A 23696-nucleotide genomic window follows, 5' to 3' on the forward strand; every position below is an offset into this window, starting at 1 on the left:
CTTCGGACTTGGCGGCCACGGTCTCTCCGTGGCAGGAGGGCGATGCGGGGTGCTCCCGGCCGACAATTGCCGTCGGCGTCAAGCAAGCAGCCCGGTCGATGGACCGGGCCACAGCAGAAGAATACCAGCGTCGGGACGCTCAACCGACCATATCCACAGGCTCACCGCGGGGGTGTTCGATGCCGTTCGACGCCTCCGGACGCCCGGCAACCGGCTTCCGCGCGGCGACCACTGCCAGCAGCGGAACGGCCAGCGCGAGCGACACGGTGGTCACCAGCGGGAAGCCGCCGGCGGCGAACAACAGCGTCGAGGCCGCGGTCGCCAGCGCCGACACGCCCCAGACCCACGCCTCCACCCGACTCTCCCGGCGGGATCGAGCAGCTGCTGAGCCGGCCGGCTGGCGAGCCAGCGACGCGCTGCCGCCGAGATAGCAGAGGTTCCAGCCGTACCCGAGCAGGAACAGCGCCGGCGTCAACGTCCAGCCGAGCGGGAGGGCCACAGCGAGCGCAGCTCCGGCCAGCGTCGCCAGACCGGCCAGCATCACCGGCCTCGGCTGCCAGCGATCGATCAGCCACCCGGTCACCGGAGCCAGCGCGAACATCCCGAACGTGTGGGCCGACAGCATCGCCCCCAGCATGGTCATCCCCTGGCCGTGCTGATGGACGTGGACCGGGACCGCTGTCATCAGGGCCACCATCGCCAACTGCCCGACGATCATCACGGCTGCCGCGATCACCGTCGTACTGCGATCAGCTCTGCCCGGTTCCGGCTCGCCAGCCACCGGTACGCCGGACTGCCCGGACCCGGTCGGCTTGATCCGGCTCGCGGCCATCACTGCGCCGAACGCCGCAACCACAGCAAGCAGGAACGCCCCGGAGATCGCCGGAAGCCCCATGGAACCTGCAACGCGCCCGGCTGGCTCCAGCAAGAACGGCCCGCCGACCGCACCCGCAGTACTGGCCCAGACGACCGCGCTCATCGCTCTGGCCTGACGGGCCGGATCGACCGCGTCCGCGGCGGCATAGCGCGACAGGAGGCTTGCTGCGTTCCCCGCACCGAGCAGGAGCATGCCGATGAACAGCAGCGCGACGTGTGCTCCCACAGCGGAGAGTGTGGTCAGCGCTGCGCCACACACTGCGACGGCGTAACCCACGCGCAGGGCGTGGGCCCGTCCACTCCGAGCACTGAGGCGACCGACGGCGACTGCTCCCGCCGCCGTGCCCAGTACGCCGGCTGTGTTGGGCAGACCGCCCAGCGCAGGAGCCAGTTCGTCGGCGACCAGGATCGTGCTCACCGCGCTGGCGGCGACCATTGCGGCGTTCATCGCGGCGGCGGCCAGGACGAGGGGAATCAGCATGCCCACAACGCTAGAAAAGTCGCACCGACGGCTGAAGGCGAAACGAACGGCGTACCGGCTTGCGCGACCGCGATCTGCAAGGTGTTCTGGGCAGATGACCTTGCAGCCGCGCGAACCGGACTCCACCGACTGGCAGATCCTGGCCGCGCTGCAGGCCGACGGCCGGTTGTCGTTCAACCAGCTCGGCAAGCGGGTCAACCTGTCCCCGCCTGCGGTCGCCGAACGCGTTCGCCGGCTGGAGGAGGCCGGCATCATCACCGGGTACCACGCCCAGGTCGACGCGGTGCGGGCCGGTCAGCCGCTGTCGGCGTTCGTCCAGATGCGCTGCACCACCGGGCGCTGCCTGCTCAAGACGACCCGCGCGGAGGACTTCCCCGAGGTGCTCGAGATCCACAAGCTGAGCGGCAACGTGTGCTCGATGCTGCGCGTCCGGGTCACCTCGATGCGGCACCTGGAGGGCCTGTTCGAACGCCTCGGCGAGCACGGCGAGATGAACACGCACGTGGTGCTGTCCACCGAGTTCGAGGGGCGGCCGGTCCAGCCGCCGGCCGGCGAGGTCCGCCCGGTCACCCGCTCGGCCGGCTGGTCCCGCTGACCGCCCGCCCGGCGTCGGCGCTTGTCGGTGGCCGGTTCTAGGGTGGCCGGTATGAGTCTGAAGCTTGGGGCGCACGTCGATCAGGAAGACCCGCCGGCGGAGGCCGCCGACCGGGGTGCCGACCTGGTGCAGTTCTTCCTCGGGGACCCGCAGGGCTGGAAGGGCCCGAAGGTCTCGTACGCCGACGGCGCGGAGGCGCTGAAGGAGCGGGCCGAGGCCGTCGGTGTCGACCTGTACGTGCACGCGCCGTACGTGCTCAACGTGGCGACGCTGAACAACCGGATCCGGATCCCGAGCCGCAAGCTGCTGCAGCAGACGCTGGACAAGGCCGCCGAGATCGGCGCCCGGGGCGTGATCGTGCACGGCGGGCACGTCGGCAAGGGCGACGACCCGGAGGCCGGGTTCGACAACTGGCGCAAGTGCATCGAGCGCTCCGAGCTGCCGGTCCCGCTGCTGATCGAGAACACGGCCGGCGGCGACAACGCGATGGCCCGCCACCTGGACCGGATCGGCCGGCTGTGGCAGGCCGTGCAGGACTCGGGCAACGAGCACGTCGACCGGGTCGGCTTCTGCCTGGACACCTGCCACTTCCACGCCGGCGGCGAGGAACTGGCCACGGTGGTGGACAAGGTGCGGGCGATCACCGGCCGGATCGACCTCGTGCACGCGAACGGTTCGCGCGACGCGTTCGGCTCCGGCGCCGACCGGCACAGCAACTTCGCCGAGGGTGAGATCGACCCGGCCGACATCGTCGCGGTGGTGAAGACGGCCGGCGCCCCGGTCGTCGTCGAGACCCCGAACGCCGAGCACGGCCAGAAGGCCGACATCGACTACTTGCGCGCACACCTGGGCTAACGGGTCCCGATCCGGCGCTCTGGAGCGAGCGCCGGACCGGGGTCCACAGCCAGCCCGGCTTTGTCGGCGGGCGTGCGTTCAGCGAGCTGAGCTCAGCGGGCCGGGCGGCACAGCTCCGCGTCCACCAGCGCCTGCACCGCGTTACCGGCACGGCCCAGCCCCCAGGTGGTGGAGACCGTGATCTGCCGCTGGTTGTCCGGGGAGACGAACGTCATGCCCGAGTAGCCCGGCGCGTCGCCGTCCTTGCCCCACGCGTCGCCGCAGGGCAGCTCGCGCTTGATCACTCCCAGGCCGAACCGGGACTCCAGCGGTGTCGTCCGCAGCTCCCGCATCAGCGACCGGGGCAGCAGCTCGCCGGCCAGCAACGCCGCGAAGAAGCGGTTCAGGTCCTCGGTGGTGGAGATGATGTCGCCGCCGGCATTCATGATCGACGGGTTGATCCGGGTGATGTCGACCAGCTGCGGTACGCCGTCCCGCTCGACCGGCAGGTACCCGGAGGCGTGCGGACCCGGAATGCGCGTCCTGGTCCCCGGCAGCGAGGTGCCGTGCAGGTGCAGCGGCCGGATGATGCGCCGCTTGATCTCCTGGGCGTAGGACCGGCCGGTCAGCCGTTCGACGATCATGCCCAGCACCAGGTAGCCGGTGTTCGAGTACTTCGCGACCGTGCCGGGTGCGAAGTCCAGCGGTTTCGCCGTCGCGCGGGCGACCAGCTCGGCCGTCGTCCAGGTCCGCCACCGGAGCTGGAGGAACTCCTCCGACCGCGGCGACGGCAGCGTGGCCAGCACCTCGTACAGGCCGCTGGTGTGGTTGAGCAGCTGCCGCACGGTGATCCGGTGACCGTCCGGTACGACGCCGGGCAGGCGGCGCTCGACCGTGTCGTCGAGCCGGAGCCGGCGCTCGGCGACCAGCTGCAGCACGACCGTGGCGAGGAACGTCTTGCTCTCGCTGCCGATCCGGAACCGGGCGTTCGCCGGCACCGGCCGGTCGGACCCGATCGACGCCACCCCGCTGGTCGCACGCACCGTCCGGCCCGCTGAGCGGATCTCCGCGGTGGCGCTGGTCGCACCGGCCGCCACGACGGCGTCCAGCGCGCGCCGCAACTCCTGCTCTGTCGGCTCCGTCGGCCGGCCGGCGGTTTCCTGCCGGTCGGCCGGTCCCGCTGACGGCCGTACTGCCGATGCCGTTGCTGTTGTCAACGACATCGCCACCACGACCGCAATGCCTGCTACCCAAACACGTCGTCTCGTCACCACATGCCCCTCTGTCAGGTCTGTGGCCTTACCCTGCCGCCGGACGACCGGCGGCAGGAACCAGGAAGTCCCTGGGTTCCGGCTCAGGGCTGCCCCGATTCAGGCCTGACCGTCGGACGAGGACCGCGGGGAACTGTCGAGGTTGTGCAGCCAGTACGTGATGCCCCACGGCAGCAGCAGAGCCAGCGAGCCGGTGTCGCGGTCGGGGATCAGGATGTCGGCGCCGACCGCCGCCACCACGCACAGGGTGGAGAGGTGGAAGAGCGTCAGGCTGCTGACCACGACCTGGCTCAGTTGGAGCCGGCCGCGGGCGCACGCGGCGTACAGGGCGGTCAGGGCGAGGATCAGGACGGTGACGAGCCCGACACCGACCCAGGCAGCGCCGCCGTACTTGCTGCTCGACTGCGCGACGTCCGCAGCGAGCATCAGGGCGACGATCAGGCACAGGATCGCGCACATCCCGTAGAACCGGGGGGTGCGATCGGTGTTCGGTTCGGGAGCCGCCATGCGCGGGACGGTACCGCAACCGCCGAGGCGGTCCCGCGCTCAGGCGGCCTCGGGCAGCGGTTCCGGCCCGGCGCTCTGCCAGGGCAGGGCGATCGCGCTGAGCAGGCAGAAGACGCCGGCGATCAGCAACGTCGACCGCAGCCCGACCAGTCCGGCGAGAATGCCGCCGACGGCCATGAACGCCGGTTGCACCGACCGCGAGCTGATCGACCAAGCGGTGAAGACCCGGGCCATGAAGCCGTCCTCGGTCACCTCCATCCGGTACGTCGCGAACGAGGGGTTGAACGCGCCGGCCGCGAGCAGCAGCGCCGTTTCGGCGACGACCAGCAGAACGAAGCCGTCGACGCCGGGCGTCGCCAGCGGGAACAGCAGCAACCACGGCGCCCGCAGTACGCCGAACACCAGCAGCATCCGGTGCAGCCCGAGCCGCCGGGTCAGCCGCGGCGCCATCCACGCACCGACGAAGCCACCGGCACAGGGCAGCCCGAGCACCAGCCCGTACTGCCAGGGCGACATCCCGAGGTCGCGCAGCATGAACACCGCCAGCAGCGGCGAGGTCATCATCACCGGACCGCCGAACAACTGGGAGTTCAGGAAGAGCGTGCGCAGACCGCGGTGCCGCCAGATGTAGCGCCAGCCGACAGTGAGGTCACGCTTGTCCTGGCGGCGCACCGGCTCGGGCTCGGGCCGGCGGACCCGGCTGATGCCGAACGCCGACAGCAGGAACGACACCGCGTCGATCGCCAGCGTGAACGTCGCGCCGACGAGACCGACCAGCGCACCTCCGACCGGCGGTCCGACGCTGAGCGTGACCCAGGTGGTCGACTCGAACCGGCTGTTCGCCTCGGCGCGCTGCTCAGCTGGTACCAACGCCTTGAGGTGGGCACCACTCGCGGCAGTGAAGGCAATCAGCGCGGCGGCGTGCAAGATTCCCACCAGGCAGAGCTGGACGTAGCTGAGCAGGTCGAGAGCCGCGGCGACCGGGATGCTGATCAGTACGCCGAACCGGACCAGGTCCGCAGCGATCATCACCGGCCGCTTGCGCCGCTGCTCGATGAAGTCGCCCATCGGCAGGGCGAGCGCGGCGCCCGCGACCGCCGACAGCGCGGCCAGCATCGAGACCTGGAAGGTGCTGACGTCCAGCACCAGCACGGCGATCAGCGGCAACGCGCCGAAGCCGATCGCGCTGCCCGCCGCACTCACCGTGTAGGCGCTCCACAGACGACGGAAATCCGGACCCAGCGACGAAGCACGCGACGGCATCCGGCGATCGTAGAACCGGCCACCGACAACGCCGGCCGTCCAGGCTCAGCGCAGGTTGAGTCCTCCGTCGAGCAGGATCACCTCACCGGTCAGGTAGTCGCTCGCCACGATCGCGGCGATCAGGCCGGCGACGTCCTCCGGCCGGGCCGCGCGGCGCATCGGGCTCGAGCTTTTCCACAGCTCCTGCGCCGCGGTCCAGGACGCCGTCATCGGGGTGTCGACAAGGCCGGGCGCCACCGCGTTGACCCGGACGTCGGGTCCGAGCGCGGCCGCGAGCAGCTTGGTGACGTGGTTCAGCGCCGCTTTGCTGGCGGCGTACGCGATCGAGCTGCCCTTCGGCCGTACGCCGGCATGGCTGGTGACGTTGACCACGCAGCCGCCCGTCGCGCGCAACGCGGGCAGCGCCGCCGTGCAGAGCAGCCACGGCGCGATCAGGTTGACGTCGAGCAGCTTGCGCCAGTCGGCCGCGGTCAGTCCGTCCAGGTCGGTGTGCGGGACCGGCCAGCTGATCCCCGCGTTGTTCACCAGTACGTCGAGACGCCCGTGCTCGGCCAGTACCCGCGGCACGAGTCCGGCCGCCTGCTCGTCGTCCGCGAGATCCGCCTGCAGGTAGCTGCCGCTAAGCTCCGCCGCCAGCGCCTCCCCGGCGTCCCGGCTCGACCGCGAGTGCACCACCACGGTCATCCCGTCGGCGGCGAACCGCCGGGCCGTCGCCGCGCCGATCCCGGACGCGGACCCCGTCACCAAAGCCACTGGCTGTGTCATGCCCGCCAACGTAAACCGCGGGCCGTCGGAGGGCTCAGCTCGGTGGGCGGTAGCGGAGACCGCACATCAGCAGATCCAGCAGTCGGCCGGCCTGCTCGCGGTTCGCACCGGTAGCCAGGGCGACGCCGGACACGCTGATCAGCACGTCCTCCGGGCTCACGTCGGCCCGGAGCTCACCGGCTGCGGCGCCGGCGTCCAGCAGCGGCCGGATCGCGCCGACCAGCAGCTCGAAGCTGTGCGCGTACGGATCGGCACCGGTCGCGATCACCGCCCGGAGCGCGTCGGCCATGCCGATCTTGCGGGTCATGTAGTCGAGGAACCGGTCCATCCAGGCCCGGGTCGCGTCGGCCGGCGGCATCGTCGCGAGCAGTTCGCCCGCCGCCGCGCAGACCACCGCCAGCTCGTTGCGGTACGCCGCCTCGACCAGCGCCTCCCGGGTCGGGAAGTGCCGGTAGAGCGTGCCGATGCCGACCCCGGCGTGTTTCGCGATCGCGTCCAGCGGCGCGTCCGGCCCGCACTCGGAGAACACCTGCACGGCCGTGGACAGCAGCCGGTCCCGGTTGCGCTGCGCGTCCGCCCGCAGCGGCCGGTCGCTCGTCGTACCCACCGCCACCCCCTCGCCGGTCGCACTCGCCCTGATCCCGAAAACCTAGCGGACCGCCCACCGGCCGATCACCGGCGAATCTCCGTCGGCTACGGTCTGGCGCTCCGGCCCGGTAACCTGACCGACCGTGAGTGACTTGAGCATCCGGACCATCTCCGCCGAGCAGCACGCCGCGTACCTGGCGGCCCAGCCGTCGGCGAGCTTCCTGCAGACCCCGGGGTGGGCGGCGGTGAAGAGCGAGTGGAAGGCCGAGTCACTGGGCTGGTACGACGCCGCCGCGCCGGACGAGCTGGTCGGGGTCGCGCTGGTGCTCTACCGGCAGATGCCGAAGGTCAAGCGCTACCTGGCCTACCTGCCGGAGGGCCCGGTGATCGACTGGGACGCGATCGACCTCGGCCGCTACCTGCGCCCGCTGGCCGCGCACGCCCAGGAGCAGGGCGCGTTCGGGCTGCGGATGGGACCGCCGGTGGCGACCCGGCGGTGGTCCGCGAAGACGATCAAGGACGCGATCGCCGGCGGGCAGCAGCCGAAGCTGGGCGACGTCCGGCCCGACGTGATCGAGCCGTCCGGCGCCACCGTCGCCGCGCAGCTGCGGGCGCTCGGCTGGAAGGCGCCGCGGACCGGCGAGGGCTTCGCCGCCGGTCAGCCGCAGTACGTGTTCCAGGTGCCGCTGGCCGGCAAGACCCAGGACGACCTGCTCAAGGGCATGAACCAGCTCTGGCGGCGCAACATCAAGAAGGCCGACAAGCTCGGCGTCGAGGTCAGCCTCGGCACGCCCGAGGACCTGAAGGCCTTCCACCAGCTGTACGTCGAGACGGCCGAGCGGGACCACTTCACCCCGCGGCCGCTGCCGTACTTCGTCAAGATGCAGGCGGCGATGGCGCACCAGCCGGCCGACGTCTGCGACTTCCGGCTCTACAACGCCCATCACGAGGGGGACCTGGTCGCGTCGACGATCTGGGTCCGGGTGGGCGGTCACTCCTGGTACTCCTACGGAGCCAGCTCGACCGCCAAACGAGACGTCCGTGGATCGAACGCGATCCAGTGGCGGATGATGTCGGACGCGCTCGCCGCAGGCGCGTCCGTGTACGACCTACGGGGCATCACCGACACCTTGGACCCGAACGACCCGCACGTCGGGTTGATCCAGTTCAAGGTCGGCACCGGCGGCGAGGCCGTCGAGTACGTCGGTGAGTGGGATCTGCCGTTGAACAAGGCGCTCTACACCGCATTCGACCTCTACATGAGACGGCGTTGACACCATGCCCCTGATCCTGCACATCGACTCCGATCGATGGCGCGACCATCTCCGTTCCACCTGGACTCCCGACATCGTTCCGGTCGCCAAGGGCAACGGGTACGGCGTGGGCAACCCGCGGCTGCTGGCCGAGTCCCGCGCGCTCGGCGCCAGGACGGTCGCGGTCGGCACGTACACCGAGGTACCGCCGGACCACAAGGACGACGTGGTCGTGCTCTCCCCGTGGCGGCCGTTCCTGGAGGTCCCGCAGGGCAAGAACGTGATCCACACGGTCAGCCGGCTGGCCGACCTGGTCTCCATTCCGGCCGGCAGCCGGGTGCTCATCGAAGTGCAGACCTCGATGCGCCGGCACGGCATCGGCGCCCGCGAGCTGCGACACACGATGCTGCTGAACGCCCTGGACCGGATCAAGTTCGAGGGCTGGTCCCTGCACTTCCCGATGGGCGCGGGCGGTACGTCCGCGAACATCCGGGAGGCCCAGGAGCTCGGCAAGGCCGCTCGCGCCGTCCGGCCCGGTCCGCTCTGGGTATCCCACGTGCCGCCGCAGAAGCTGGCCGACCTCGGCGAGAACGTCAAGCTCCGGATGGGCACCGGCCTGTGGCTGGGCGACCGCGGCGCGTTCAGCGTCCGGGCGACCGTGCTGGACGTGCACTCGGTCCGCCGCGGCGAGCGGGTCGGCTACCGGCAGCGCCGCGTCTCCGGCGACGGCCACATCCTGGTGGTCTCGGGCGGCACCGCGCACGGTGTCGGCCTGGAGGCTCCGACCGCGGCCGCGAGCGTGCGGCAGCGGGCGATCGCGATGGCCAAGGGCAGCCTGGACGCGGCCGGCATGGCGCTGTCGCCGTTCACCATCGAGGGCAAGCAGCGCTGGTTCGCCGAGCCGCCGCACATGCAGGCCAGCATGCTGTTCCTGCCGTCGTCGGTGGCGCCGCCCGCGGTCGGCGACGAGGTGGGCGTCGACGTGCGCTACACCACCACGACCTTCGACAAGGTGTCGATGGACTGACCCGTACGCCGTCCGCCTGCCGCGCGCCGGCGGGCGGCGAACCGGTCACCGTTGACTTCAGGTCCACCTGAAGTTGCAGCGTAGTGTGCATGGCTGAACCGACTTTCCTGGATCGGATCGAGCAGACCCCCGACGCCGCTGCCCTGCGGGGCGCGTCGTACCGGCTGCTCGCACTCACTGCCGGTGACACCTGCGTCGATGTGGGCTGCGGTGCCGGGCACGCCGTCGCGGAGCTGATCGACGCGCGAATCAAGGCAATCGGCGTCGACGCGGACCCCGCCGCCGTTGCCATCGCCCAGGCCCGGACACCGGACGCCGTCTTCCACACAGCCCCGTCGGACCAGCTACCGCTCGAGGACGAATCGGTCGACGGCTACCGCGCCGCCCGCCTGTTCCACCTGCTCGCCGACCCGCTGCCGACGATCACCGAAGCCCGCCGTGTACTCCGCCCGGGCGGCCGCGCCGTCCTCGTCGGCCAGGACTACGGCTTCCTGCTGATCGACAGCACCGACCAGGACCTGACCGACGTCATCCTGCTCGGCCTCGAGTCCCGCTCTGTCGCCCCTCGCGCGGCCCGCAGCTTCCGCGACTGGCTGCTCGACGCGGGCTTCCACGACGTCGAGGTCGTCGTCCACAACCAGGTCGTCACCGACCACCGAACCCTCGTCCCCCAACTGCAAACCGCCGCCACCGCCGCCGTCGACAAGGCCCTGATCACCCGCGCCGACGCCGACAACTGGCTCGCCGAACAATCCACCCGAGCCCACACCGACCGCTTCCTCGCCATCATCCCGACCCTGCTGGCGGCCGCGACGAAATAGCTCGGTGGACTCCGTGGGCCGCAGATGACGGGAACTGAGTGCAACGAACTCTTGACCGGGCGTGATGCGGTAGGGAGGATCACTCCGGAACGCGGGCTGACAACCTTGTCATCGGGGCCGCGTCACCATCCCTTCGGTGCGCGGCGCAGAACGGGGCGCCGGGTGCCGTCCGCCGTGCAAGGAGCGTAGATGAAACTCCGCCGCCCACTGGGGCTCGTCACGTCTCTCGCGCTTGTTGTGACAATGTCTGCCATGACGTCAGCGAGCGCCTCTGTTCCCGCCACCGACCGGACACCCCAGGAGCCGGTCGTGAGTGGGACTTCCTTCTTCACTTCCTTCGAGCCGGGACAGCCGCAGCCCGGGTACACCGACGCCGTCGAGACCGGGCCGGACGGTACGCCCCGCGCCGACGGTGTGCGCGGGCCGACGCCGACCGGCATCGGTGGCAGCGAGATGGACAAGGTCACCAAGGTGACCGCGAACGGGGAGAACACCGGCTCCGGTGAGATCGCCTCGAACGCCGCCGACGGCGACAAGTTCACCAAGTGGCTGGTCTTCGCGCCGACCGGCTGGCTGGTCTACCAGACCTCGCAGCCGGTGACGATCCGCAAGTACGCGCTCACCTCGGCCAACGACGCCGAGGGCCGCGACCCGCGGAACTGGACGATCTCCGGCTCGAACGACGGCACCACCTGGACCACGCTGGACACCCGGACCGGCGAGTCGTTCGAGAACCGGTTCCAGACCAAGGAGTACACGCTCGCCAACGACACGGCGTACACGTACTTCAAGCTGGACATCACCCAGAACCACGGAGACGGCATCGTCCAGCTCGCTGACTGGTACCTGTCGAACGGCGCGCCGCTGCCGCCTCCGGGCGAGACCGCCGAGTCGCGGCTGGACTCCGGTCCGACCAGCGCCTACAACGCACGGGCCCGGGTCGGTTTCACCGGCGTGAAGTCGTTCCGGTACGCCGGTCACCAGTCCGCCGAGGGCCGCGGCTACACCTGGAACAAGATCGCCGACGTGGATCTGCGGATCGGCCGGAGCACCCGGCTGTCGTACAAGATCTTCCCCGAGCACATCGAGGGCGATCTCAGCTACCCCAGCACGTACGCCGCGGTCGACCTCGCCTTCTCGGACGGCACGTACCTGAGCGACCTGAAGGCCAAGGACCACCACGGCTTCGGTCTCAGCCCGCGCGGCCAGGGCGACGCCAAGGGCCTGTCCACCAACCAGTGGAACAACATCGAAGCCGACCTCGGCAAGGTCGCGGCCGGCAAGACGGTCCGGCGGATCCTGGTCGGCTACGACAAGCCCGAGGGCCCGGCCGACTTCCGCGGCTGGATCGACGACATCCGGATCGCCAAGGCCGAGAACCCGGACGCCGCCGCGCGCAGGACCGCGGCCAAGCACCCGTCCGACCTGGCGATCACCACCCGCGGCACGAACTCGACCGGCGGCTTCTCCCGCGGCAACAACATCCCGGCGACGGCGGTGCCGCACGGCTTCAACTTCTGGACCCCGGTGACGAACGCCGGCTCGACGTCCTGGCTGTACGACTACGCCAAGGGCAACAACGAGCAGAACAAGCCGGAGCTGCAGGCGCTGTCGATCAGCCACGAGCCGAGCCCGTGGATGGGTGACCGGCAGACCTTCCAGGTGATGCCCCAGGTCGTACCGGCCGACGGCAAGCCGACCGCGAACCGCAAGGCGCGGGCCTGGGCGTTCAGCCACGACAACGAGACCGCGCTGCCGTACTACTACGGCGTCACCTTCGACAACGGCAACGCGCTCGAGGTCGCGCCGACCGATCACGCGGCGATGCTGCGGTTCTCGTTCCCGGCGGGCAAGGCGTCGCTGGTCTTCGACAACGCCAACAACAACGGCGGCCTGACGCTCGACGCCGAGACCGGGGTGGTGACCGGCTTCAGCGACGTCAAGAGCGGCCTGTCCACCGGTGCCGGCCGGTTGTTCGTGTACGGCGTGGTCGACCAGAAGGTGGTTGCCTCCGGCAAGCTCAGCGACGGCGGCGGCGCGAACGTCGGCGGCTACTTCTCCTTCGGCCCGCAGACCCAGCAGGTGCAGCTGCGGATCGCCACCTCGCTGATCGGCACCGCCCAGGCGAAGAAGAACCTGGAGCTCGAGCTCGGCGCGGACAGCAAGTTCGACAAGGTGAAGTCGGCCGCGCGCAAGCTCTGGGACGCCAAGCTGCGCACGATCGAGGTCGAGGGTGCCACCGCGGACCAGCTGACCACGCTCTACTCCAACCTGTACCGGCTGTTCCTCTACCCGAACAACGGCTCGGAGAACACCGGTACGGCGAAGAAGCCGGTGATCACCTACGCGTCGCCGGTCTCGCCGAAGGTCGGCGTCGACACCCCGACGACCACCGGCTCGAAGATCGTCGCCGGGCAGACCTACGTGAACAACGGCTTCTGGGACACCTACCGGACCGTGTGGCCGGCGTACGCGCTGTTCGCGCAGGACTCCGCCGACGACCTGGTGAACGGGTTCGTCCAGCAGTACAAGGACGGCGGCTGGATCTCGCGCTGGTCCTCGCCGGGCTACGCGAACCTGATGGTCGGCACCAGCTCCGACGTCGCCTTCGCCGACGCCTACCTCAAGGGGGTCAAGGGCATCGACGTGCAGGCGGCCTACGACGCGGCGCTGAAGAACGCCGCCGTCCGGCCGCCGACCGAGAACGTCGGCCGCAAGGGCCTGGACCGGGCGACCTTCAACGGCTACACGGCCAACAGCACGGCCGAGGGCTTCAGCTGGTCGATGGACGGCTACATCAACGACTTCGGCATCGCCAACATGTCGAAGGCGCTGTACGACGCGGCGAAGAAGAGCGACCCGCGCAAGCAGGAGTACCTGGACAACTACCACTACTACCTGAACCGGGCGCGCAACTACGTCACGCTGTTCGACCCGGCGATCGGCTTCTTCCAGGGCAAGGACGCCGACGGGGTCTGGGGCCACTCGCCGACCACGTTCGACCCGCGCGACTGGGGCCACGACTACACCGAGACCAACGCGTGGAACATGGCGTTCTCCACCCCGCAGGACGGCGCCGGCCTGGCCGCCCTGTACGGCGGTCGCGACGGGCTGGCGAAGAAGCTCGACGAGTTCTTCTCCACGCCCGAGGACGCCACGCACGTCGGCGGCTACGGCGGCACGATCCACGAGATGCTCGAGGCGCGGGACGTCCGGATGGGCCAGTACGGCCACAGCAACCAGCCGTCGCACCACATCCCGTACATGTACAACTTCGCCGGGCAGCCGTTCAAGACGCAGGAGAAGGTCCGGGAGGTGCTGAGCCGGTTGTACCTCGGCTCGGAGATCGGCCAGGGCTATCCCGGCGACGAGGACAACGGCGAGATGTCGGCCTGGTACCTGTTCAGCATGCTGGGCTTCTACCCGCTGCAGGTGGGTGCGCCGACGTACGCGATCGGGTCGCCGTTGTTCACCAAGGCGACGGTCAACCTGCCGGGCGGCCGGAAGCTGGTGGTCAGTGCGCCGAAGAACAGCGCGAAGAACATCTACGTCAAGGGCGTCCGGGTCAACGGCAAGAAGTGGACCTCGACCGCGCTGCCGCACGACCTGATCGGGCGTGGCGGCAAGATCGAGTTCGAGATGACCGACAAGCCGTCCAACTGGGGCACCGGCCGCAACGACGCGCCGCCGTCGATCACCCGGCCCGGTGAGGACCCGAAGACCTGGCGCGACTCGACCGAGGACGAGGGCGCGGTCACCGCGGCCGGTGGGGTGGACGTGTCCGCCCTGACCGACAACGACTCCAAGCAGCAGGTCACGCTGACCGGAGCGAAGCCGACCGTGACGGTCCAGCTGCAGCAGGGCCGGCCGGTGACGATGTACACGCTGACCAGCGGGACCACCGGGGCCGCGCCGTCGGGGTGGACGCTGGAGGGCTCGAACGACGGGACCAAGTGGACGACCGTGGACAAGCGGTCGGGTCAGACCTGGGCCTTCCCCGCGTACACCCGGTCGTTCAGCGTGGCGAAGCCGACGGCGTACACGCAGTACCGGCTGGTGCTGACGCCGGCGACCGGGGCGGACGGCGTGACGCTGTCCGAGCTGGAGCTGCTCGGCACGCTGAAGGGCATCGAGGCGGGCACCCACCCGAGCGACCGGCGGGTGGCCGAGACCAAGCCGAGCCCGACGCCGTCGCAGTCGATCGAGCGCAACTACGGCTGACAACCGTCGGGGGCGGCCACCGTGGTGGCCGCCCCCACTGGTGCGAAACTTCCGGCGGAACCTGCCCCTGAGAGGTTCCGCCGGACGGTTGTGCACAGGAGTTGCGACGACAAAGCGAGGGGTGGCGTCCCCGCCCGGACTGCCACCCCTCTCCACTGGTACTGACGAACGGGTCACCGGATAGGTTGCCCTGGACCAGAAGAGTCCACATCGCGAGATAGAGGACGGGCGATGACCGAAGCGGACGGCTCCCCGCGACCGGCGGGCGGACGCCCGGAGCACCCATCACGCGGCCTGGCCGAGCTGCGGCTGCGGGCCGAGGCGTGTCTGCGCGGGGACCGGAACCAGGACCTGCTCGACCTGGTCCCCGAACTGCGGGCGGACCACGAGTGGTGGTGCCACCTGTGGGCGCCCGGCGCGGCAGTGGCCGCGCGGCGGATCGGTGCCGAGGTGGCGCTCGAGCTCCTCGAGGAGGCGGTCGCCAGCGGGTTCAGCCAGCCTGAACTGTTCGACGGCGAGTTGGAGAAGCTGTTCGGCGAGGAGGCAACCTGGCCGGCCTTGCACCGGCGGATGAGTGCGAACGTCCCTCTGCCGCAGCTGGAGCTCACCGACTGGCCGGACCCGGGCCCACAGCTCCCGCTGGTGCTCTACTCCATCGCTGCGGAGCGGCTGGACCTGCTGCTGACCCGGCTGCCTCCGCCCGAGGCGTCCGCTTGGCAGACCACCGTCCGGCTGCTCGACTGGGTCCACCACAGCTGGCGGCACGCGAACGACCACGTCGACGAGCCGGACGCGGTGACCGTGCTGGAGCGGGTCGATGCGGGCGAGCGGTTCGCCTGTGTCGAGTACTCGATCGTGCTGAGTCAGGCGCTCAACGCGCTGCGGATCCCGGCCCGCCGGGTCGATCTGCGCCAGCCCGCGCACCACGTCGGCGTCGGGCGAGGCCATGTCGTCAGCGAGGCGTGGATCGACGACCTGGACCGCTGGGTGTTGCTCGACGGCCAGAACGGTGCGTACTGGACGGACACGGACGGCCAACCGCTGGGGCTGCACGAACTGCTGAAGCTGGACGCGCCGCCTCGACTCGTCCGGGCCGGGTCGAGCGAAGTCTTCCCGCCGGGCCAGGCCGCTGCCTGGTTCACGTACTTCACCTCCGCGACGACCACCGGCTACACGTGGACGAGCGCGCCGTTCGCTCCGGTGTTCCAGGGCATGCGGGTGATCCAGACGCCGCGCCTGGTGCGCGACGGGGCCGCTGTGCATCCCCAGCTCTCGGTTGTGGCGACCGGGCTCGCCGGTACGGTCGAGCGGCCCGTCGTCCGGTTCCAGCACTTCCACCCGTACGGCGAGGGTATCCGGCTGCACCTCGGTGACGGCCCCGTCGACGCCGACGAGTGGGCGCTCGACCTGACGCCGGGCGAGCACGAACTGGCCGTCGCCGTCGTCACGCCGTACGGCGAAGCCGCGCCGCAGCGGTTCGCCTACCTCGTGAGGGAGCCCGGCCAGTTGCTCGACCACGGCCCGGTCGTCTGACCGCGACGGGACGCCGTAGCGAGGGTGAGCAGGGCGAGCACTGCGGCCGCGAGCGTCAGGTAGAAGCCCCAGCCGGGCCGGTCGGCGTAGTGCCAGGCGAAGTTGAGCAGGGCTGCGGAGCCGACCGACCCGATCAGCGCAGGCCAGGCAAGCCGCGCCCGCCAAGCGAAGTACGGGACGGCGAGCAGCAGAACGGCCAGGCCGGCGCGGAGGCCGACGTACACGCCCCACTGGTCGGCCATGCAGTACTCGTTGTCCGGCGGACAGAGCGGCGCGCGCAGAGCGATCAGTGCGGCGAGCACGGTGCCGCCCGCCACCCCGGACGCGACAGCCTGGACCCAGACCGTGAGAATCCTTCGCGTGTCCATCCGATCACGCTAGACGCGCGCGGGTCCGCGGGCTTGAGCAGAACTACTCAGCCGGTCCAGCGCCCGGTGAAGAAGGCGGCGGCCCAGATCGCTCCCAGTGGAATCGCGACGGCGAGGTAGAGCCGGCCGAGCCACGGTCTTCGGTGCGCCAGCACCGCCAGCCCGATCCACAGCGGCCACCACAGCAACGTCGCCCGGGTCAGCGAGTAGATCCAGTACGACGTGACGAAGGCTGCCACATTCGCGCCGACCCAGGCGGCCTCACCCCAGGAACGGCGCCACAGCAGCCAGACGAGCAGCACGAGCCCAACCAGGAGAGCGACCAGCTCGGCCCGGAACATCCAGGTCCAGTCGGTCCGGTCCGCCGGAAAGTGGCCCTTCGTGGCGGCTTCCACGGTGTGCATCAGCGAGACCCACGGCCAGGTGAACTCCCGGGCCCAGCCCTTCTCCTGCGCCTCCTGCCAGGCGAACCAGGAACCGTGCACGTGCTCGAGGTACGCCATGAAGCCGAGCACCGGCACGGCCGGCACCACCAGCCACGGCAGCGACCGCCAGTCGCGCTTCTTCGAGGTGACGAACTCGACCACCAGCGCGAACGCCAGGAAGATCCCGGACACCCGGACGGTCGAGGCCAGCGCGACCAGCAACGCCGCCCGGGCCCACCGCCCCTGCCGCGCCGCCAGCCAGGCCGGGAACGCGAACGCGCAGAACAACGCCTCCGTGTACGGCGCGGCGAGGAACACGCCGACCGGCGCGGTGAACCACGCCAGCGTCGCGGTCGGCCCGAAGTTCCGCAGCTGGGGAAACTCGTACTGCGCGAGCTTGGCCAGGTAGATCCCCGCGACGGCGCTCGCGATCGCCGAGACCAGCACGCCGCCGCCGACGTAGCCGATGCCGAGCCAGCTCGCTGCCCGCATCAGCACCGGCAGCCCCGGGAAGAACGCCGCCAGCGGAGCCCCCGACGGCTCTCCGTTGGCGTACCCGAACTCCGCGATCGCCTTGAAGTGCCAGACGTCCCACTGCCACCAGGCCCGCCACACGTTCGGGTAGGTGTCGCCCCGGTTGAACAGCAACGGCGCCGACAACGCGAGCAGGAGAATGCCGGCCCGAGTGACCAGCCACCAGCCCAGCGAGTCCTTGATCAGCTGATCCGGCCGCCACTGCCGCACGGCGGCGAAGCCACGCTGCCGAGGCTGCGGCACGTCCTTCGGCCGCTCGTCGGCCGTGCGCTCAAACATCGCCGGCTCCGGCTGTCCTTGGCGACACGGCCGCGCCGTCGCCGCCGGTCCGCGCGTAGATCCCCGAAGCCCCGATCACAGGCACCATCGTGCCGCATCCGCTCACTTCGCCGCTCGGCGCACCGGTCAGGCTGTGGACGCAGCACGCCGCCACAGCGAAACGGCACCTCCGCGGAGGTGCCGTTCCTGGTCCGGCTACTGGTTCTCGCCGTTCCCGTTGCCGTTGCCGTTGCCGGGGCCGTTGCCGGGGCCGTTGCCGGGATCCCCTTCGGCCGGTGGTGTCTCCGGGTCCGTGGGCGGGCGGGTCGGAATCGTGATGGTCGGGCGGCTCGGGCTCTTCGTCGGCTTCTCGCTCGGCGACTTCGTCGGCGGGGTCGACGGCGGCGGCGTGCTGGGCGGCGGAGTACTCGGCGGGCTGCTCGGCGGCGGCGTGCTCGACGACGGCTTCCTGGTCGGCTTGAACGTCGGGGAGCTGTCCGGCTCGTCGCTCGGCGTGTACGTCGGGGTGTTCTTCATGCTGTCCGGGTCGGGCTCGGGGAAGTCCTTCTTCTCCTTGCCGTCCAGCGCCGGCTCCATGAACGCCAGCCAGGTCTTCAGCGGCCAGTTGCCACCGAAGAAGGCCTCGTCGTTGCTGTAGGGGTCGAGGTCGCCCTCACCGGTCTTGCCGGCCCGGTAGAGCACCGTGGTCGACAGGTCCGGGGTGTAGCCGGACCACCACGACGTCAGCGTGTCCTTGCCGTCGAGGCAGCCGTCGCACTTGGCGTTCTTGGCCCGGTGCTCGGCAGCGACGCCACCGGCGGTCCCGGTCTTGCCGGCCACCGGGCGGTCCAGCTCGCGGGCGTCCTCACCGGTGCCGTTGCGCTCGGTCACCTCCTGCAGCGCCAGGTTCACCTGCGCCGCGATCTCCGGGTCGATCGCGCCTTCGACCTTCTTGACGGACTTGTCGGACCAGTCCTTCCCGCCACCCGGGGTCTCGACCTTCTTGATCGAGTGGACCGGCACGTAGGTGCCGTTCGCCGCGAACGTCGCGAACGCGTTCGCCATCTCGACCGGCGAGGCGTAGGCGTTCGGGCCGAGCACGGTCGACGGGTTGCCGCGGTCGCCTTCCAGCGCCTCGGTCTTCGGGATGCCCGCCGCCACGGCCGCGTCGACCAGCTTGCTCGGGCCGTCCTCCATCTGCTTGTCGACCAGGTCGTAGAACGCGGTGTTGATCGACTCCTTGGTCGCCTGCAGCAGCGTCACGTCGCCGTAGTCCCGGTCGAACTCGTTGTTGAGCTCCTTGCCCCGGACCTCGATCGGGCTGTCGCCCTGGTAGACGTCGTACAGGCTGAGGTCCTCCTTCAGCGCCGCGGCGACGGCGAACGGCTTGAAGGTCGACCCGGGACGGGCCCGCAGGGTGGCCCAGTTCAGCTGGCTCTTCAGGTAGTCGGGGCCGCCGTACATCGCGACCAGCTCACCGGTGCCGGGCCGGACCGAGGCCAGCCCGACGTGCAGGTCGTTCTTCTTCTTCGGCAGCCGCTTGGTCCCCGCGGCGACCGCGTCCTTCTGCAGCTCGGCGTCGAAGGTGGTGACCACGCGCAGGCCGCCGCCGCTGATCTCGTCGGCGTCGTAGCCGATCCGCTCCAGCTCCTTGCGAGCCATGTCGAGCAGGAAGCCCTTCGGGCCGGCGAACCGCTGGCTCTTCGCCTTCTTCTTCAGCGGCGGCACCTTCTGGCTGAACGTCGTGTACTGCGCGTCGGTGATCGTGCCGATCTGACGCATGCCGTCCAGCACGTACCGGTAGCGCTCCAGGATCCGCTGCTGCGCCTCCGGCTTGTCCGGGTCGAAGTACAGGGGGTTGTTCAGCACCGTGGCGAGAAAGGCGGCCTGCGGCACGGTGAGCTTCTGCGGGTTCGGCTCGCTGAAGTAGGCCTCGCCGGCGGCCGAGATGCCGTAGGCACCCTCACCGAAGTAGATCGTGTTGAGGTAGCCCTCGAGAATTTCCTTCTTGTCCGTGGAGCGGCTGAGCTTGGTCGCGATGAACAGCTCGGTGAACTTGCGCTTGAAGGTGCGCTCCTGGGTCAGGTACATGATCTTCACGTACTGCTGGGTGATCGTCGAACCACCCTGGAGCTGCCTGCCGCGGGCGATGTTGAACGCGGCCCGGGCCATGCCGGACGGCGACACGCCGGGGTTGGTCCAGAACGTCCGGTCCTCGGCCGCGGTCACCGCGTCCTGGACCGTCTTCGGGATCTGGGCCAGCGGCACCGACTTGCGGTTCTGGTCGAAGAAGGTCCCGAGCACCGTCTTGTTGTCGGCGTAGTACACCGTCGTGGTGTTGGTCTGGAACTCCTTGTTCGGGTCCGGGATGTCGGTCGTCTGGTACCCGATGAAGAAGGTCGCGGCGGCACCGATCACGCCGAGGAAGAACAGGCCCAGCATCCAGCCGGCCACCCGCAGCGCCCAGTGCTTCTTGCCGCGCGCACGGTTCGGGGCGGCCTTGCGACGAGCTTCACTCACTGTCCAGTCCTCGACGATCTCGCTGAAGTCATTGCGACCCAGACTACGGGTGGTGTGGTAAAGCCCCCTAAACCGCACCGGATCGTAGCGCTACCTCCGGTTCGCTGGGAAGCCGACGCGATCACCCGGCGTCACGACCCGGTGACGTGCGGAGCCAGCAGGGTGACGGCCAGCAGCGCTGCCGGGAAGCACGCGAGGAACAGGGTGAAGGTGTAGCCCATGATGTCGCGCGCCTTCAGCCCCAGGATGGCCAGCGTCGGCAGCATCCAGAACGGCTGAAGCAGGTTCGCGCTCGCCTCACCGAGGTCGTACACGACGACCATCCAGCCCGCGTCCACCTCGAGCTGGTTCGCGGCCTCCAGCACGTACGGCGCCTCGATCACCCACTTGCTGCCGCCACTGGGCACGAACACGCCGAGCACGCAGGAGTAGATCGCCACCAACGGCGGGAACAGGAACTGGTTGCTCGCCTGCACCAGCCAGCCGGCCAGCCGGGCCGAGATCCCGGTGTAGGCGATCATGCCGAAGATGCCGCCGTAGAGCGGAAACTGGAGCAGGACGCCGGCGGCGGCCGGCGCACCGTCCCGCACCGCCCGGGCCATCCGCCACGGCCGCCAGTGCAGCAGCAGCGCGAGCAGGAAGAGGATCAGGTTGACGGTGTTCAGGTCGAGCGCGCTGAAGAAGCTCTTGCCGTCGAAGTAGCGCACCAGGTAGACCGTCCCGAGCAGCACCACCAGGAGGCTGAACAGCGGCGAGTGCTCGAGCCAGTCCCCCGGCCGGCGGGCCTCGGTGTCGCCGCGCTGCCCGCTGTACGCCGAACCGCGGCCGATCAGCGGCTTCAACTCGATCCCGAGGTGCTGCGCGGTCTTGGCGTTGTCCTCGCCCGGCGCGACGAACCAGGCCATCGCCACGCCCACGCAGTACACGAACAGCGTCGCGACCAGCGCCTGCCAGGTGAAGATGGTGTCGCTGAGTGGGATCACCCCACTGGAGTGCCCGGCGGCCCGGATCACCTCCTGCACCGGCGCCGGACTGCTGCTCGGGCTCGCGACCTGGAGCGCCGCCGAGCCGGACAGACCCTGCGCCCACACCGTGCCGAGGCCGAGGAACGCCATCGCGCCGAGCGCCCGGTAGTCCGCCTTCGGCACGTTGCGGGCGACCTCCCGGGCCAGGATCGCGGCGAAGATCAGGCTGAACGCCCAGTTCAGGTACGACGCCAGCATCGCGACCGCGGCCACGAACGCGACGGCCCCGCGCGGCGACGTCGGGATCCGGGCCAGCCGGGCGATCAGCCGGGCCACCGGACCACTGGTCGCCACGGCGTACCCGCCGATGATGATCATCGCCATCTGCAGCGTGAAGGTGATCAGGCTCCAGAAGCCGGCTCCCCAGGCGTCGACCAGGCCGAAGCCCTCGGTCGCGGCCGGGTCGTCGGGACGCTTCAGCAGCGGCTCGCCGGTGGCGAGGCCGAACAGCAGCACCACGAAGGTGCCGACCAGGACGAACCCGAACGCGTCGGGCAACCACTTCTCGGTGAAGGCGGTGAAGCGCAGCGCCGTCCGCGCCAGCGGCCCTTCTCCGGCGGCTCCGTGCTTGGCGTGCTTCGGCTGGGTGTCGGCCATGACCCTCCGCTCGTGACTCACGACTCTGTGTGTCAGCTGATTAACGCAGAACGGCGGCTGACGTAACAGCTTTCTCGGTGCACCTCAGCAGGCGACGTGACAAAGGGGGACTTTGTCATGAGTTGTCGAGCCGGGCCGGGCTGCTTACAGTGGCGGCACGATGTATCGAACCGATACATCAGGTCATGACAAACTGGATCGAGGAGGTGGGTGATGGGAAACCGCAGTGGAGTCCTGGAGCTCGCCGTACTCGGTCTGCTGCACGAGGCGCCGATGCACGGCTACGAGCTCCGCAAGCGCGTCAACGCCCAGTTCGGCTGGGGACGCGTGCTGTCGTTCGGGTCGCTCTACCCGTGCCTCAAGGCGATGCTGCGCAACGGCCTGATCGCGGCCGACGCCGGGACGCCCGACGGCCGCCGGCAAAAGATCGTCTACACGATCACCGCCGACGGCAAGGACCACTTCGCCCAGGCCATGCACGACGCGGGCCCGGCGGCGTGGGAGGACGACACGTTCGGCGTCCGGTTCTCGTTCTTCGGCCGGACCGATCCGGCCACCCGGTTGCGCATCCTCGAGGGCCGGCGGGCCCGGATGGAGGAGCGGCTGGCCAACTTCCGGGCGGCGATGAGCCGGACGGCGGAGCGGGTCGACACGTACACCCTCGAGCTGCAGCGGCACGGCCTGGAGTCGGCCGAGCGCGAGGTTCGCTGGCTGAACGAGCTGATCGACGGCGAGCGGCGGCAGCAGCGGCCCCCTGACCAACAACCGCCTGTTACACCCCCCAACTAAGGAGTTCCAGATGACTTCGATCCGCGTAGCGATCGTCGGTGTCGGCAACTGCGCCAGCTCGCTCGTCCAGGGCGTGCACTACTACCGTGACGCCGCGCCCGACGAGCGCGTGCCCGGTCTGATGCACGTCGTGTTCGGCGACTACCACGTCCGCGACGTCGAGTTCGTCGCCGCGTTCGACGTGGACGGCAAGAAGGTCGGCCTCGACCTCGCCGACGCGATCGGCGCCAGCGAGAACAACACGATCAAGATCTGCGACGTGCCGCCGACCGGCATCACCGTCCAGCGCGGCCACACCCTGGACGGCCTGGGCAAGTACTACCGCGAGACGATCACCGAGTCCGACGCCGCACCGGTCGACGTGGTCGCCGCGCTGCGCGAGGCCGAGGTCGACGTGCTGGTCTGCTACCTGCCGGTCGGCTCGGAGCAGGCGGCGAAGTTCTACGCCCAGTGCGCGATCGACGCGGGCGTGGCGTTCGTGAACGCGCTGCCGGTGTTCATCGCGGGCACCAAGGAGTGGGCGGACAAGTTCACCGCCGCGGGCGTGCCGATCGTCGGTGACGACATCAAGTCGCAGATCGGCGCCACCATCACCCACCGGGTGCTGGCCAAGCTGTTCGAGGACCGCGGCGTCACCGTCGACCGGACCTACCAGCTGAACGTCGGCGGCAACATGGACTTCAAGAACATGCTGGAGCGGGACCGGCTGGAGTCCAAGAAGATCAGCAAGACCCAGTCCGTCACCTCGCAGCTGGTCGACGACATCGACCCGCGCAACGTGCACATCGGCCCGTCCGACTACGTGGCCTGGCTGGACGACCGCAAGTGGGCCTTCATCCGGCTCGAGGGCCGCAACTTCGGCGACGTGCCGCTGTCGCTGGAGTACAAGCTCGAGGTGTGGGACTCGCCGAACTCGGCCGGCATCATCATCGACGCGATCCGCGCCGCGAAGATCGCCAAGGACCGTGGCGTCGGCGGCCCGATCCTGTCCGCCTCGTCGTACTTCATGAAGTCGCCGCCGGAGCAGTACGCCGACGACGTCTGCCGCGACCTGGTGGAGAAGTTCATCCGCGGCGAGATCGAGCGCTGACCTCCGCCCTGCGCTGAGCCCAGGGCGGAGCTCCGGGGCCCCGCGGCCGTTCACT

General features: G+C 70.0%; 19 protein-coding genes. 9 read left to right on the forward strand and 10 right to left on the reverse strand.

From position 1 onward, the window contains the following. Positions 1 to 139: 139 nt before the first annotated feature. Complete coding sequence (locus tag KFLA_RS34795) at positions 140 to 1357, reverse strand: MFS transporter (RefSeq protein WP_012924542.1); 1218 nt, start codon at positions 1355 to 1357, stop codon at positions 140 to 142. 94 nt (positions 1358 to 1451) lie between these two features. Here KFLA_RS34795 and KFLA_RS34800 point away from each other — a divergent pair, with 94 nt between their 5' ends. After that, on the forward strand, positions 1452 to 1952 hold the full coding sequence (locus KFLA_RS34800) for an Lrp/AsnC family transcriptional regulator (RefSeq protein ID WP_012924543.1): 501 nt from the start codon (positions 1452 to 1454) through the stop codon (positions 1950 to 1952). Between the two features lie 51 nt (positions 1953 to 2003). Further along, positions 2004 to 2807, forward strand: a complete 804-nt coding sequence (locus KFLA_RS34805; protein ID WP_012924544.1) for a deoxyribonuclease IV — start codon at positions 2004 to 2006, stop codon at positions 2805 to 2807. A 92-nt stretch (positions 2808 to 2899) separates the two neighbouring features. Here the strand turns inward: KFLA_RS34805 and KFLA_RS34810 are convergent, their stop codons facing one another. From KFLA_RS34810 to KFLA_RS34830, 5 genes are all read right to left on the reverse strand, one after another. Next, positions 2900 to 4009 carry a serine hydrolase domain-containing protein gene (locus tag KFLA_RS34810; protein WP_012924545.1) on the reverse strand — a complete coding sequence of 370 codons (1110 nt, stop codon included), beginning with the start codon at positions 4007 to 4009 and terminating at the stop codon, positions 2900 to 2902. Between the two features lie 147 nt (positions 4010 to 4156). Next, on the reverse strand, positions 4157 to 4564 hold the full coding sequence (locus tag KFLA_RS34815) for a hypothetical protein (RefSeq protein WP_012924546.1): 408 nt from the start codon (positions 4562 to 4564) through the stop codon (positions 4157 to 4159). A gap of 39 nt (positions 4565 to 4603) precedes the next feature. Further along, entirely contained in the window at positions 4604 to 5827 is a 1224-nt protein-coding gene (locus tag KFLA_RS34820; RefSeq protein ID WP_012924547.1) for an MFS transporter, read from the reverse strand. Between the two features lie 45 nt (positions 5828 to 5872). Continuing rightward, positions 5873 to 6592 carry an SDR family NAD(P)-dependent oxidoreductase gene (locus KFLA_RS34825; protein WP_041289626.1) on the reverse strand — a complete coding sequence of 240 codons (720 nt, stop codon included), beginning with the start codon at positions 6590 to 6592 and terminating at the stop codon, positions 5873 to 5875. A 34-nt stretch (positions 6593 to 6626) separates the two neighbouring features. Then, positions 6627 to 7199 (reverse strand): TetR/AcrR family transcriptional regulator, encoded by a 573-nt coding sequence (locus KFLA_RS34830; protein WP_012924549.1) that lies wholly within the window; start codon positions 7197 to 7199, stop codon positions 6627 to 6629. Positions 7200 to 7323: 124 nt separating this feature from the next. Here KFLA_RS34830 and KFLA_RS34835 point away from each other — a divergent pair, with 124 nt between their 5' ends. From KFLA_RS34835 to KFLA_RS34855, 5 genes are all read left to right on the forward strand, one after another. Further along, positions 7324 to 8454, forward strand: a complete 1131-nt coding sequence (locus tag KFLA_RS34835) for a lipid II:glycine glycyltransferase FemX (RefSeq protein ID WP_012924550.1) — start codon at positions 7324 to 7326, stop codon at positions 8452 to 8454. 4 nt (positions 8455 to 8458) lie between these two features. Then, on the forward strand, positions 8459 to 9460 hold the full coding sequence (locus tag KFLA_RS34840; protein WP_012924551.1) for an alanine racemase: 1002 nt from the start codon (positions 8459 to 8461) through the stop codon (positions 9458 to 9460). A gap of 89 nt (positions 9461 to 9549) precedes the next feature. Then, positions 9550 to 10281 carry a methyltransferase domain-containing protein gene (locus tag KFLA_RS34845; protein ID WP_012924552.1) on the forward strand — a complete coding sequence of 244 codons (732 nt, stop codon included), beginning with the start codon at positions 9550 to 9552 and terminating at the stop codon, positions 10279 to 10281. Positions 10282 to 10590: 309 nt separating this feature from the next. Further along, on the forward strand, positions 10591 to 14502 hold the full coding sequence (locus tag KFLA_RS34850) for a GH92 family glycosyl hydrolase (protein WP_237706669.1): 3912 nt from the start codon (positions 10591 to 10593) through the stop codon (positions 14500 to 14502). 231 nt (positions 14503 to 14733) lie between these two features. Further along, on the forward strand, positions 14734 to 16035 hold the full coding sequence (locus KFLA_RS34855) for a transglutaminase domain-containing protein (RefSeq protein ID WP_012924554.1): 1302 nt from the start codon (positions 14734 to 14736) through the stop codon (positions 16033 to 16035). On the opposite strand, the gene KFLA_RS34860 is transcribed toward KFLA_RS34855, so the two are convergent. The 4 genes from KFLA_RS34860 to KFLA_RS34875 form a co-directional block, all read right to left on the reverse strand. Next, a complete protein-coding gene (locus tag KFLA_RS34860) occupies positions 15984 to 16403 on the reverse strand; it encodes a hypothetical protein (protein ID WP_012924555.1) in 420 nt (139 codons plus the stop codon). The genes KFLA_RS34855 and KFLA_RS34860 overlap by 52 nt on opposite strands. Before the next feature lie 47 nt (positions 16404 to 16450). Further along, positions 16451 to 17641 (reverse strand): mannosyltransferase family protein, encoded by a 1191-nt coding sequence (locus KFLA_RS34865; RefSeq protein WP_012924556.1) that lies wholly within the window; start codon positions 17639 to 17641, stop codon positions 16451 to 16453. Positions 17642 to 17836: 195 nt separating this feature from the next. Beyond that, a complete protein-coding gene (locus KFLA_RS34870) occupies positions 17837 to 20140 on the reverse strand; it encodes a transglycosylase domain-containing protein (RefSeq protein ID WP_148256815.1) in 2304 nt (767 codons plus the stop codon). A gap of 131 nt (positions 20141 to 20271) precedes the next feature. Further along, positions 20272 to 21762, reverse strand: coding sequence for a short-chain fatty acid transporter (locus tag KFLA_RS34875; RefSeq protein ID WP_012924558.1), 1491 nt, complete (start codon positions 21760 to 21762; stop codon positions 20272 to 20274). Between the two features lie 213 nt (positions 21763 to 21975). Here KFLA_RS34875 and KFLA_RS34880 point away from each other — a divergent pair, with 213 nt between their 5' ends. Together KFLA_RS34880 and KFLA_RS34885 are read left to right on the forward strand one after the other, a co-directional pair. Continuing rightward, positions 21976 to 22551, forward strand: a complete 576-nt coding sequence (locus KFLA_RS34880; protein ID WP_012924559.1) for a PadR family transcriptional regulator — start codon at positions 21976 to 21978, stop codon at positions 22549 to 22551. A 10-nt stretch (positions 22552 to 22561) separates the two neighbouring features. Continuing rightward, positions 22562 to 23641: an inositol-3-phosphate synthase gene (locus KFLA_RS34885; RefSeq protein WP_012924560.1), complete on the forward strand. Its 1080-nt coding sequence runs from the start codon at positions 22562 to 22564 to the stop codon at positions 23639 to 23641. Positions 23642 to 23696: the final 55 nt, after the last annotated feature.

Origin of the sequence: Kribbella flavida DSM 17836 (assembly GCF_000024345.1) — a bacterium.
Taxonomy (GTDB): Bacteria; Actinomycetota; Actinomycetes; order Propionibacteriales; family Kribbellaceae; genus Kribbella; species Kribbella flavida.

What these genes read in the sequence shown, in the direction of transcription:
- KFLA_RS34810 (WP_012924545.1), bottom strand. Translation starts at nt 4,009, where the DNA reads ATGTCGTTGACAACAGCAACGGCATCGGCAGTACGGCCGTCAGCGGGA.
- KFLA_RS34795 (WP_012924542.1), bottom strand. Translation starts at nt 1,357, where the DNA reads ATGCTGATTCCCCTCGTCCTGGCCGCCGCCGCGATGAACGCCGCAATG.
- KFLA_RS34885 (WP_012924560.1), top strand. Translation starts at nt 22,562, where the DNA reads ATGACTTCGATCCGCGTAGCGATCGTCGGTGTCGGCAACTGCGCCAGC.
- KFLA_RS34875 (WP_012924558.1), bottom strand. Translation starts at nt 21,762, where the DNA reads ATGGCCGACACCCAGCCGAAGCACGCCAAGCACGGAGCCGCCGGAGAA.
- KFLA_RS34840 (WP_012924551.1), top strand. Translation starts at nt 8,459, where the DNA reads ATGCCCCTGATCCTGCACATCGACTCCGATCGATGGCGCGACCATCTC.
- KFLA_RS34825 (WP_041289626.1), bottom strand. Translation starts at nt 6,592, where the DNA reads ATGACACAGCCAGTGGCTTTGGTGACGGGGTCCGCGTCCGGGATCGGC.
- KFLA_RS34815 (WP_012924546.1), bottom strand. Translation starts at nt 4,564, where the DNA reads ATGGCGGCTCCCGAACCGAACACCGATCGCACCCCCCGGTTCTACGGG.
- KFLA_RS34880 (WP_012924559.1), top strand. Translation starts at nt 21,976, where the DNA reads ATGGGAAACCGCAGTGGAGTCCTGGAGCTCGCCGTACTCGGTCTGCTG.
- KFLA_RS34865 (WP_012924556.1), bottom strand. Translation starts at nt 17,641, where the DNA reads ATGTTTGAGCGCACGGCCGACGAGCGGCCGAAGGACGTGCCGCAGCCT.
- KFLA_RS34855 (WP_012924554.1), top strand. Translation starts at nt 14,734, where the DNA reads ATGACCGAAGCGGACGGCTCCCCGCGACCGGCGGGCGGACGCCCGGAG.
- KFLA_RS34845 (WP_012924552.1), top strand. Translation starts at nt 9,550, where the DNA reads ATGGCTGAACCGACTTTCCTGGATCGGATCGAGCAGACCCCCGACGCC.
- KFLA_RS34860 (WP_012924555.1), bottom strand. Translation starts at nt 16,403, where the DNA reads ATGGACACGCGAAGGATTCTCACGGTCTGGGTCCAGGCTGTCGCGTCC.
- KFLA_RS34820 (WP_012924547.1), bottom strand. Translation starts at nt 5,827, where the DNA reads ATGCCGTCGCGTGCTTCGTCGCTGGGTCCGGATTTCCGTCGTCTGTGG.
- KFLA_RS34800 (WP_012924543.1), top strand. Translation starts at nt 1,452, where the DNA reads ATGACCTTGCAGCCGCGCGAACCGGACTCCACCGACTGGCAGATCCTG.
- KFLA_RS34805 (WP_012924544.1), top strand. Translation starts at nt 2,004, where the DNA reads ATGAGTCTGAAGCTTGGGGCGCACGTCGATCAGGAAGACCCGCCGGCG.